Here is an 11,845-nt window from a genome sequence, read left to right as displayed (position 1 = left end):
GACACCATGAGCCGTTCCGCCCACCCCGCCGGGCCCCGCTACGCCGATGTCCTGCCCGAGGGGCACTACAGCGCGCCGCCCGCCGATCTCAATCAGCTCGACCCGCGCGTGTGGTCCCGTACCGTCGCCCGGAACGCCGACGGTGTCGCCACCGTGGGCGGGATCGACGTCACGCGGCTGGCCGAGGAGTTCGGGACGCCGGGCTACTTCCTGGACGAGGAGGACTTCCGGGCCCGCTGCCGTGCCTGGCGGGAGGCGTTCGGGGACGATGCCGACGTGTTCTACGCGGGGAAGGCGTTCCTCTCCCGGGCCGTGGTGCGCTGGCTGCACGAGGAGGGGCTCAACCTCGATGTGTGCTCCGAGGGGGAGCTGGCCACGGCGCTGGCCGCCGGGATGCCCGCGGAGCGGATCGCGCTGCACGGGAACAACAAGTCGACGCGGGAGATCACACGGGCGGTCGAGGCCGGGGTCGGGCGGATCGTGCTCGACTCCTTCCAGGAGATCGTGCGGGTGGCGCATATCGCGCAGCGGCTCGGCAGGCGGCAGCGGGTGCAGATCCGGGTCACCGTGGGCGTGGAGGCGCACACCCACGAGTTCATCGCGACCGCGCACGAGGACCAGAAGTTCGGGATCCCGCTGGCGGGCGGGCTGGCCGCCGAGGCGGTGCGGCGGGCGCTGAAGCTGGACGGGGTGGAGCTGATCGGCATCCACTCGCACATCGGCTCGCAGATCTTCGACACCTCCGGGTTCGAGGTGGCCGCCCACCGGGTGGTCGGGCTGCTGGCGGAGATCCGTGACGAGCACGGGGTGGAGCTGCCCGAGATCGACCTCGGCGGCGGTCTCGGTATCGCGTACACCGCGGACGACGACCCCAGCGAACCGCATGAGATCGCCGCGGCGCTGCGCGAGATCGTGCTCCGTGAGTGCCGGGGGGCGGGTCTCGCGGTGCCGCGGCTGTCGGTCGAGCCGGGGCGGGCGATCGTCGGGCCGACCGCGTTCACGCTGTACGAGGTGGGGACGGTCAAGGAGCTGCCGGGCTTGCGGACGTATGTGAGCGTCGACGGCGGGATGTCCGACAACATCCGTACCGCGCTCTACGACGCCGAGTACTCGGTGGCGCTGGTCTCCCGTGCCTCCACCGCCGAGCCCATGCTGTCCCGCGTCGTGGGCAAGCACTGCGAATCCGGTGACATCGTGGTGCGGGACGCCTTTTTGCCCGCGGACCTGGCGCCCGGCGATCTGATCGCCGTCCCCGCCACCGGCGCCTACTGCCGCTCGATGGCGAGCAACTACAACCACGCGCTGCGTCCGCCGGTCGTCGCCGTGCGCGACGGACAGGCGCGGGAAATCGTCCGGCGCGAGACCGAGGAAGATCTCCTGCGGCTCGATGTCGGCTAGCGAGAAATAAATCTCGGATACTGGACCCGGGATAGGAAATTCCGTCCAGTGCCTGAGACTGGTGCACTCAACGATGGATGAGAAACGAGGTCGGATGATGCGTACGCGTCCGCTGAAAGTGGCGCTGCTGGGCTGTGGAGTAGTGGGCTCAGAGGTGGCGCGCATCATGACGACGCACGCGGACGACCTCACGGCGCGTATCGGGGCTCCGGTGGAGCTGGCCGGGGTGGCCGTACGGCGCCCCAACCGGGTCCGCGAAGGGGTGCCCGAGCACCTGGTGACCACCGACGCCACCGCCCTGGTCAAACGCGGGGACATCGATGTGGTGGTCGAGGTGATCGGCGGGATCGAGCCCGCGCGGTCCCTCATCACCACCGCGTTCGAGCACGGCGCGAGCGTGGTCTCCGCCAACAAGGCGCTGGTCTCCCAGGACGGCGCCGCCCTGCACGCCGCCGCCCAGGAGCGCGGCGCGGACCTGTACTACGAGGCGGCGGTCGCGGGTGCGATCCCGCTGGTACGGCCGCTGCGCGAATCGCTGGCCGGGGACAAGGTCAACCGCGTCCTCGGCATCGTCAACGGCACCACCAACTTCATCCTCGACCGGATGGACGGCAGCGGCGCGGGCTACAGCGAGGCGCTGGACGAGGCCACCGCGCTGGGCTACGCCGAGGCCGACCCCACCGCCGACGTCGAGGGGTTCGACGCCGCGGCCAAGGCCGCGATCCTCTCCGGGATCGCCTTCCATACCCGGGTCACCCTCGACGATGTGCACCGTGAGGGCATCACCGAGGTGACCGCGGCCGACATCGCCTCCGCCAAGCGCATGGGCTGCACCGTCAAGCTGCTCGCGATCTGTGAGCGCGCCGCCGACGGCCGGTCGGTCACCGCGCGGGTGCATCCGGCGATGATTCCGCTGGCCCATCCGCTGGCCTCGGTCCGCGAGGCGTACAACGCGGTGTTCGTGGAGGCCGAGGCCGCCGGTCAGCTGATGTTCTACGGGCCGGGGGCCGGTGGCTCGCCGACCGCCTCGGCGGTCCTGGGCGACCTGGTCGCCGCCTGCCGCAACAAGCTGGCGGGTGCCACCGGACCGGGGGAGTCCGCCTACAGCAGGCTTCCGGTGAGCCCCATGGGCGATGTGGTCACGCGGTACCACATCAGCCTTGATGTCGCCGACAAGCCGGGAGTTCTCGCTCAGGTCGCGACAGTCTTCGCCGAGCACGGAGTGTCGATCGATACGGTCCGCCAGCAGGGGAAGGACGGCGAGGCGTCCCTCGTCGTCGTGACCCACCGCGCGAGCGACGCCGCGCTGTCGGCGACCGTGGAGACACTGCGCCGCCTCGACACGGTCCGCGACGTCGCCAGCATCATGCGGGTCGAGGGCGAGTAGAGAGCGGGTGGAGCGTGGGACGCGGGCGTACCGCACAGCAGCGGGGCCGGGAGTAGCAGGGGAGTAAGGAAGAAATGAACGCAATCGCCGACGCCGGGGCGCGTATGTCCGGCACCCGCCGGTGGCACGGCTGGCGGGGCATCATCGAGGAGTACCGCGACCGTCTCCCGGTCAGCGGGACGACGCCCGTCGTCACCCTCCGCGAGGGCGGCACCCCGCTCGTGCCCGCGCAGGTGCTCTCCGAGCGCACCGGCTGTGAGGTCCATCTCAAGGTCGAGGGCGCCAACCCCACCGGGTCGTTCAAGGACCGCGGGATGACGATGGCCATCAGCGCGGCCAAGGAGGCCGGGGCCAAGGCCGTCATCTGCGCCTCCACCGGCAACACCTCGGCCTCGGCCGCGGCCTACGCGGTGCGGGCCGGGATGGTCTGCGCGGTGCTGGTCCCGCAGGGGAAGATCGCGCTGGGCAAGATGGGCCAGGCCCTGGTGCACGGCTCGAAGATCCTCCAGGTCGACGGCAACTTCGACGACTGTCTGACGCTGGCGCGCGGACTGTCCGAGAAGTACCCGGTGGCGCTGGTCAATTCGGTCAACCCGGCCCGTATCGAGGGCCAGAAGACCGCGGCCTTCGAAATCGTCGACATGCTCGGCGACGCGCCTGACATCCATGTGCTCCCGGTGGGCAACGCGGGCAACATCACGGCCTACTGGAAGGGCTACCAGGAGTACGCGGCGCCGTTCGAGGGCCAGCAGCCCCGGTCCACCCGCACCCCCCGGATGTGGGGCTTCCAGGCGTCCGGCGCGGCGCCGATCGTGCGCGGTGAGCCGGTCCGCGAGCCCAGCACCATCGCCACCGCGATCCGGATCGGCAACCCCGCCTCCTGGAGCTTCGCCGAGCAGGCGCGGGACGAGTCGGGCGGCCTGATCGACGAGGTGACCGACCGTCAGATCCTCGCCGCCTACCGGCTGCTCGCCTCCCAGGAGGGCGTCTTCGTGGAGCCGGCCTCCGCGGCGAGCGTGGCGGGGCTGCTGAAGGCGGCCGAGCAGGGTCTGGTCGACCCGGGCCAGCGCATCGTGTGCACGGTGACGGGCAACGGGCTCAAGGACCCGGACTGGGCGGTCGCGGGCGCGCCCCAGCCGGTTGTGGTCCCGGTGGACGCGGACGCGGCCGCCGTTCGGCTCGGACTGGTCTAGTAGGCGCGGGCCGGGATCCAGCGGATCCCGGCCCGTTCCGGTCCTGCCCGCCCGCCCCGCTCCGACCGGCGGTTTTGTCAAGATCCACTCAAGTGGTGGACGAGATGCACGGGAGCGAAGAGGGCGCGCGCTACGCTCCAGTAGAGTGGTCCCGGACGATGGCAGGGGGCGCGACACGCATCGTGCGCCTCCCGTGCGCCCTATGTCGCCACAGAACCTTCCTTCGATAGGCTGTACTGAATCCGCCCCGACGCAGAGCACTCGCTTCTGCGCGGCGTCGCCGTACTTCGCGTGACAACCCCCGCGGTTTTCCGTACCTCTTCGAGCAATCTCACGCAAACACAAGGAGAGTCATCGAGCGATGGCCGGTCCAGCGTTCCGCGCCGCCGCCGTCCGAGTGCGCGTCCCCGCCTCGAGTGCCAATCTCGGCCCCGGCTTCGACGCCCTCGGTCTGGCCCTGGGGCTCTACGACGACGTGGTGGTCCGGGTGGCCGACTCCGGTCTGCACGTCGACATCGCGGGCGAAGGCGCACAGACCCTGCCGCGCGACGAGAGCCATCTGCTCGTACGGTCCCTGCGCACCGCGTTCGACCTGCTGGGCGGGCAGCCGCGGGGTCTTGAGGTGGTCTGCGCCAACCGGATTCCGCACGGCCGGGGTCTGGGGTCCTCCTCCGCCGCCATCTGCGCCGGGATCGTCGCCGCGCGGGCGGTGACGATAGGCGGCGCCGAAAAGCTCGACGACGCGGCGCTGCTGGAACTGGCCACCGAGATCGAGGGCCACCCCGACAATGTCGCCGCATGTCTGCTCGGCGGCTTCACCCTCGCCTGGACGGACGCGGGAGCCGCGCGGGCGATCAGGATGGACCCAGCCGATTCCATCGTTCCGGTGGTCTTCGTCCCGGGCCGCCCGGTGCTCACGGAGACCGCCCGCGGACTGCTGCCGCGCACCGTTCCGCATGTGGACGCGGCGGTCAACGCGGGGCGGGCGGCCCTGCTCGTGGAGGCCCTGACCAGGCGTCCCGAGCTGCTGCTCGCGGCCACGGAGGACCGGCTGCACCAGGAATACCGCGCTCCGGCGATGCCCGAGAGTGTGGGTCTGGTGAACCGACTGCGCGCGGACGGCGTCCCCGCGGTCATCTCCGGTGCGGGCCCCACGGTGCTCGCGCTGGTCGAGGACGGTGCGGCCGACAAGGTCGCACGACTGGCGGGTGAGGGATGGGCGGCCAACCGGCTGGCTCTCGACGCCGGGGGGGCGAGCGTTCTGCCGCTCAGCTGACTCCAGGGCCCGGAACGGCCCGGGCACTGGGAAAACTCGATTGCCGGTCTTGGAGAGGGGGAATATTTGTTGGATCCGGTAGTGTTAACCTCAAGTCTGCACTGGATGCCTCTTGGATGTACTCGGAGGCGAGGTGCTCAGTGTCCCCATCCGGGACCACCCTTCTTCCGGGAGCCTCCCCGCACTGCCTGAGCAGCCTGCCTGAGCAGTATCGAGCACGCTCCGGAATCGGCGTGATGGAGCCGAGGAAAGTCTTCCGTCTCGCCGGAACCATGAATTGATCTCTCCGCCGTACCCGGCGGACCACCGCCCCGGCTCGGTCCGTAACGGAAGGACCACAGTCGGACAGCACAACCGGTCGCCGAGCCAGACAGGCCGACGCCCGCTCCAGGGAAGGACCCTTCGTGAGCGACACCACCGATCTGATGGGCGTGAACGCCTCCGGCACCTCCGACAGCAGTGTCGGCAATGCCGCCGCGCCCGCTACGGACGCTCCCGCCGCGCCTGCCACCGGTGCTGCCACTGGCACTGCCCCGCGGCGACGCCGCTCGGGCACCGGCCTTGACGCCATGGTCCTGGCCGAGCTCCAGCAGCTCGCCTCGAGCCTCGGTATCAAGGGCACCGCGCGGATGCGCAAGAGCCAGCTGATCGAGGTCATCAAGGAGAAGCAGGCCGCGGGATCCGGCGGAGCCCAGAGCTCCGAGACCGCCTCCGGCGAGGATGTGACCAAGCCCAAGCGCCGTACCACCTCCCGGGCCCGTACCGGCGATGACAGCGCCGCCGCGGGCAAGCAGGAGAAGACCGCGAAGGCGGCCAAGGCCGAGAAGACCGCCAAGGCGGACAAGGCCGCCAAGGCGGAGAAGAGCGACAGCGACAAGGCCGAGAGGGCCGTGGCGCAGCAGCAGATCGAGATCCCCGGCCAGCCGGGCGAGCCCGCCGCCGATGAGCAGCCCGCCGGTGAGCGGCGCCGCCGTCGCGCGACCGCGCCCGCCGCGAGCCCCGAGCAGGGGGCCACGGCCACCGCCGTCGAGACCAAGGCCGAGACCCGGACCGACACCGCGGTCGGCGCCCGGACCGAGACCACGGCGGACGCGAAGGCCGAGGCCGCCGTGGACACCGCCGAGGGCCGGGGCGGCAAGGCCGGTACGGACCGTCAGGACCGTCAGGAGCGCGGCCAGAAGGGCGACCGCCGGGAGCGCGGCGGCCAGCGCGACCGCCGCGGCGGCAAGGGCGACGACGGCCAGCAGGGCGGCGGCCGCCAGCAGCGCGACGGGCGCGGCCAGGCCCAGCAGCGCGCCGATGAGTCCGACGACGACTTCGAGGGCGGGCGCCGCGGGCGCCGCGGCCGCTACCGCGACCGCCGTGGCCGCCGTGGCCGCGACGACTTCGGCAATGAGCCGCAGGTGTCCGATGACGATGTGCTGATCCCCGTCGCGGGCATCCTCGACATCCTCGACAACTACGCGTTCATCCGGACCTCCGGTTACCTTCCGGGCCCGAACGACGTCTATGTCTCGCTCGCCCAGGTCCGTAAGAACGGTCTGCGCAAGGGCGATCACGTCACCGGCGCGGTCCGTCAGCCGCGTGAGGGCGAGCGCCGCGAGAAGTTCAACGCGCTGGTCCGGCTGGACTCGGTCAACGGCATGGCGCCCGAAACCGGGCGCGGGCGGCCGGAGTTCGGCAAGCTGACGCCGCTTTACCCGCAGGACCGGCTGCGTCTGGAGACCGAGGCCGGTGGGCTGACGACCCGGATCATCGACCTGGTCGCGCCGATCGGCAAGGGCCAGCGCGGTCTGATCGTGGCCCCGCCGAAGACCGGTAAGACCATGATCATGCAGGCGATCGCCAACGCGATCACCCGCAACAGCCCCGAGTGCCATCTGATGGTCGTCCTCGTCGACGAGCGGCCGGAAGAGGTCACCGACATGCAGCGGTCGGTCAAGGGCGAGGTCATCTCCTCGACCTTCGACCGCCCGGCCGAGGACCACACCACCGTCGCCGAGTTGGCGATCGAGCGGGCCAAGCGCCTGGTCGAGCTGGGGCATGACGTGGTCGTCCTGCTGGACTCGATCACGCGTCTGGGCCGCGCCTACAACCTGGCGGCGCCCGCCTCCGGCCGCATTCTGTCCGGTGGTGTCGACTCGACCGCGCTCTACCCGCCGAAGAAGTTCTTCGGTGCCGCGCGGAACATCGAGGACGGCGGCTCGCTGACCATCCTGGCCACCGCGCTGGTCGAGACCGGCTCGAGGATGGACGAGGTGATCTTCGAGGAGTTCAAGGGCACCGGCAACATGGAGCTCAAGCTCGACCGGAAGCTCGCCGACAAGCGCATCTTCCCGGCGGTGGACGTCGACCCGTCCAGCACCCGCAAGGAAGAGATCCTGCTGGCGCCGGAGGAGCTGAACATCGTCTGGAAGCTCCGCCGGGTGCTGCACGCGCTGGACTCGCAGCAGGCCATCGAGCTGCTGCTGGACAAGATGAAGCAGACCAAGTCCAACGCCGAGTTCCTGATGCAGATCGCCAAGACCACGCCCACCCCGGGCAACGGCGACTGATCCGGCACGCTCCGCAGAAGGGGCCTTCCCGCCACGGCGGGGAGGCCCCTTCGCCGTCGGGAAGATGATTAGGGAGATGATCGAGAAGGCCGCGGAGATCACCGCCAAGATCGTTGCCGACGTTGTCGTTGAGATCTGAACCACAGTGGCCGAGATCCTCACGGACCGGCCGCGATGGCGTGATGGGGAGTAAAAGCGCAGGTCAGGAAGGAAATAGGGACGAAGTGGACGAACGACCTCGGGTGCTGTCCGAGCGAAAACACAGAAAACAACATGTGCAACCCTGACCCTCGGCCTGTCGTCTGTCTGGTCGACACACGCATCCGACGACACCGTGACGCCAGGCCTGACCGTGATGGCAGGGGGCAGCCGGGGGACGAGGACTGAGGAGCACATGGCTGACGACAGCAGCGGTAGGCCGGTGAACCCGGGCCGTCCCCGTATGAGCGGATCCGGTGGCCGCCGCAAACCGCCCAGCACCCGCCGCCGCGCGGTGCACTACACGATATGGACCCTGGCCGCCGTGCTGGTCCTCGGAGGTGCCGGACTCGGGTACCTCTACTACCGGCTCAACGGCAATCTCACCAGCGTCGACATCAACAACGCCCTCGGCTCCGACCGCCCCAAGAACGTCGACAACGGCTCGATGGACATCCTCGTCCTGGGCTCCGACTCCCGGGCCGGGAAGAACGCCAAGTACGGCAAGGACGAGGGCACCTCCCGCTCCGACACCGCGATGATCGTTCACGTCTACCAGGGCCGCCAGAAGGCCAGCGTGGTGAGCATCCCGCGGGACACCATGGTCAAGCGTCCCTCCTGCGTGAAGGACGGCAAGGAGACGCCCCAGGCGCGGCAGGCGATGTTCAACAGCGCCTACGAGGTCGGCGGCCCGGCCTGTGCCGTGAAGACCGTGGAGTCGCTGACCCACATACGCATGGATCACTACCTCGAAGTCGACTTCTCCGGGTTCAAGCAGCTGATCAACGACCTCGGCGGCGTCGACATCACCACCACCACGGCGATCCATGACAAACAGAGCCACCTCGACCTCGAGCCCGGCTCGCACAACCTCGACGGAGAGCAGTCCCTCGGGCTGGTGCGGACTCGGCACGGTGTCGGCGACGGCAGCGACCTCGGCCGGATCAAGCTCCAGCAGGCGTTCATCAAGGCGCTGCTGGACCAGATCAAGCAGGTCGACCTGTACGGCAACCCGAAGAAGCTCTACGACCTGGCGGACACTTCCACCAAGGCCCTCACCACCGACTCCGAGCTGGCCTCGGTGAACAAGCTGATGGGCTTCGCCAAGAGCCTCAAGGGCATCGGTTCGGGCGACATGAAGATGGTCACGCTGCCCGTCCAGTACGACCCCGCGGACCCCGACCGGGTGCTGCCCATGGAGCGCAAGTCCCAGCTGATGTGGCGGGCCCTGCGGCAGGACCGGCCGATCCCCGCGTCCGCCACCAAGGGCTCGGCCGGCGACGCCACCAGCGCGGGCAAGGTCGTCAAATAACGCGGGTCCGCACCGCCCCGCGCGGCGCGGCGGGGGCCCGGGAATATCCGGGCCCCACCCCCGGTTTTGGGGGATACGGCCAGTGCTGGCAGACTGGACCGTCGGTCCCGGTTCACGACGGACAACCCGCCCGTCGACCCGGCACCCTCCCGAACCTAGGAGAATCCCTTGAAGCGCGACATCCACCCGGAGTACGTCGAGACGCAGGTCAGCTGCACCTGTGGCGCGTCCTTCACCACCCGTAGCACCGTGAGCGGCGGCACCATCCGCGCCGACATCTGCTCCGAGTGCCACCCGTTCTACACGGGCAAGCAGAAGATCCTCGACACCGGTGGCCGTGTGGCGCGGTTCGAGGCCCGCTTCGGCAAGAACGCCGGGTCCGCCAAGAAGTAGCGACCCGTACGGCGCCGGTCTTCGGTCGCCCCTGTCCTGGGGCGACCGGACCGGCGTTTTGTCGTCACACGGCCTTCCCGGCTCTTACCCGCCAGCCCACGCAGACCACCCAGGGAGCCCCGATGTTCGAGGCGGTCGAGGAACTCATCGGCGAACACGCCGACCTCGAGAAGCGGCTCGCCGACCCCGCGGTCCACGCCGACCAGCGCGAGGCGATGCGGCTCAACAAGCGCTACGCCGAGCTGACCCCGATCCTCTCCGTCTACCGCGACTGGAAGCGGGCGGGCGACGACATCGGCACGGCCCAGGAGCTCGCCCAGGACGACCCGGACTTCGCCGACGAGGTCAAGGAGCTGGAGCGGCGGCGCGAGGAGCTCACCGAGCGGCTCCGGCTGCTGCTGGTGCCCCGCGACCCCAGCGACGACAAGGACGTCATCCTGGAGGTCAAGGCGGGCGAGGGCGGCGAGGAGTCCGCCCTGTTCGCGGGCGATCTGCTGCGGATGTATCTGCGCTACGCCGAGCGCGTGGGCTGGAAGACCGAGATCCTCGAGGCCAATGAGTCCGACCTCGGCGGCTACAAGGACGTCCAGGTCGCGGTGAAGGCCAAGGGCACGACCGAGCCCGGCCAGGGCGTATGGGCCCGGCTGAAGTACGAGGGCGGGGTGCACCGCGTGCAGCGGGTGCCCGCCACCGAGTCGCAGGGCCGTATCCACACCTCCGCCGCCGGAGTGCTGGTCACCCCGGAGGCCGAGGAGGTCGAGGTCGAGATCGGTCCCAACGATCTGCGGATCGACGTCTACCGCTCCTCCGGCCCCGGCGGCCAGTCGGTCAACACCACCGACTCCGCGGTGCGCATCACCCACCTGCCCACCGGCATCGTCGTCTCCTGCCAGAACGAGAAGAGCCAGCTCCAGAACAAGGAGCAGGCGCTGCGCATCCTGCGCTCGCGGCTGCTGGCCGCGGCCCAGGAGGAGGCCGAGAAGGAGGCGTCCGACGCCCGCCGCAGCCAGGTCCGCACCGTCGACCGCTCCGAGCGCATCCGTACGTACAACTTCCCGGAAAACCGGATCTCGGACCACCGGGTCGGCTTCAAGGCGTACAACTTGGACCAGGTGCTCGACGGCGAACTCGACCCGGTGATCCAGGCGTGTGTGGACGCCGACGCGGCCGCCAAGCTGGCCGCGGCGAGCTGAGCACCCACCGGGAAGTCTTGTGCCCTTGTCCGGACCGGCTGGAGGAATTCAGTGAACGTGCTGCTCGCCGAGGTGGCCCAGGCCACCCAGCGGTTGGCCGACGCGGGCGTGCCCTCCCCGCGCTTCGATGCCGAGGAGCTCGCCGCCTTCGTGCACGGAGTCAAGCGGGGTGAGCTGCACGGTGTCGCCGACGCCGACTTCGACGCCCGCTACTGGGAGGCGGTCGCCCGCCGGGAGGCCCGCGAGCCCCTTCAGCACATCACCGGCCGGGCCTTCTTCCGCTATCTGGAGCTCCAGGTCGGTCCGGGCGTGTTCGTGCCCCGCCCGGAGACCGAGTCGGTGGTCGGCTGGGCCATAGACGCGGTCCGGGCCATGGACGTCGTCGAACCGCTGATCGTGGACCTGTGCACCGGCTCCGGGGCCATCGCCCTCGCCCTCGCCCAGGAGGTGCCGCGCTCCCGGGTGCACGCCGTGGAGCTGGACGAGGGCGCCCTCCAGTGGGCCCGCAAGAACGTCGAGGGGTCCCGCGTCGTTCTCCAGCACGGAGACGCGTTGACGGCCCTGCCCGAGCTCGACGGGCAGGTGGACCTCGTCATCAGCAATCCGCCGTACATCCCGCTGACCGAGTGGGAGTACGTCGCACCGGAGGCCCGCGACCACGACCCCCAGCTCGCGCTGTTCTCCGGCGAGGACGGCCTCGATGTGATCCGCGGCCTGGAGCGCACGGCCCACCGGCTGCTGCGTCCGGGAGGCGTTGTGGTCATCGAGCACGCAGACACCCAGGGCGGCCAGGTGCCATGGATCTTCACGGAGGAGCGTGGCTGGGCGGACGCCGCCGACCACCCCGACCTGAACAACCGGCCCCGGTTCGCCACCGCGCGGAAGGCCATGCCGTGACGACGGCACCGCACCCCACCCTGGCCCGTTACGAGGAGGTCCG

The 11,845-nt window shown here is 70.2% G+C and carries 9 protein-coding genes; all 9 read left to right on the top strand.

The window, feature by feature from the left end; genetic code table 11:
* The first annotated feature begins 6 nt into the window (after positions 1-6).
* Entirely contained in the window at positions 7-1,398 is a 1,392-nt protein-coding gene (lysA, locus tag AC4BEG_RS10480) for a diaminopimelate decarboxylase (RefSeq protein ID WP_490705615.1), read from the top strand.
* 94 nt (positions 1,399-1,492) lie between these two features.
* The gene (locus tag AC4BEG_RS10475) at positions 1,493-2,785 is read left to right on the top strand and encodes a homoserine dehydrogenase (RefSeq protein ID WP_490705614.1); all 1,293 of its coding nucleotides are present in this window, start codon (positions 1,493-1,495) and stop codon (positions 2,783-2,785) included.
* A gap of 104 nt (positions 2,786-2,889) precedes the next feature.
* A complete protein-coding gene (thrC, locus tag AC4BEG_RS10470) occupies positions 2,890-3,978 on the top strand; it encodes a threonine synthase (RefSeq protein WP_490707048.1) in 1,089 nt (362 codons plus the stop codon).
* 361 nt (positions 3,979-4,339) lie between these two features.
* Entirely contained in the window at positions 4,340-5,254 is a 915-nt protein-coding gene (gene thrB, locus AC4BEG_RS10465; RefSeq protein WP_490705613.1) for a homoserine kinase, read from the top strand.
* Between the two features lie 404 nt (positions 5,255-5,658).
* Entirely contained in the window at positions 5,659-7,809 is a 2,151-nt protein-coding gene (gene rho, locus AC4BEG_RS10460) for a transcription termination factor Rho (RefSeq protein WP_490705612.1), read from the top strand.
* A 394-nt stretch (positions 7,810-8,203) separates the two neighbouring features.
* Positions 8,204-9,319, top strand: coding sequence for an LCP family protein (locus AC4BEG_RS10455; RefSeq protein ID WP_490705611.1), 1,116 nt, complete (start codon positions 8,204-8,206; stop codon positions 9,317-9,319).
* 168 nt (positions 9,320-9,487) lie between these two features.
* Positions 9,488-9,712, top strand: a complete 225-nt coding sequence (rpmE, locus tag AC4BEG_RS10450; RefSeq protein WP_176180627.1) for a 50S ribosomal protein L31 — start codon at positions 9,488-9,490, stop codon at positions 9,710-9,712.
* Between the two features lie 122 nt (positions 9,713-9,834).
* Positions 9,835-10,905, top strand: a complete 1,071-nt coding sequence (gene prfA, locus AC4BEG_RS10445; protein ID WP_490705610.1) for a peptide chain release factor 1 — start codon at positions 9,835-9,837, stop codon at positions 10,903-10,905.
* A gap of 51 nt (positions 10,906-10,956) precedes the next feature.
* Complete coding sequence (gene prmC / locus AC4BEG_RS10440; RefSeq protein ID WP_490705609.1) at positions 10,957-11,802, top strand: peptide chain release factor N(5)-glutamine methyltransferase; 846 nt, start codon at positions 10,957-10,959, stop codon at positions 11,800-11,802.
* The last annotated feature ends 43 nt before the right edge of the window (positions 11,803-11,845 follow it).

Source organism: Streptomyces sp. JLBJ103 (assembly GCF_058215575.1).
The sequence above is the reverse complement of the archived record's forward strand: the minus strand, read 5'-3'. Positions and strand labels throughout refer to the sequence as shown.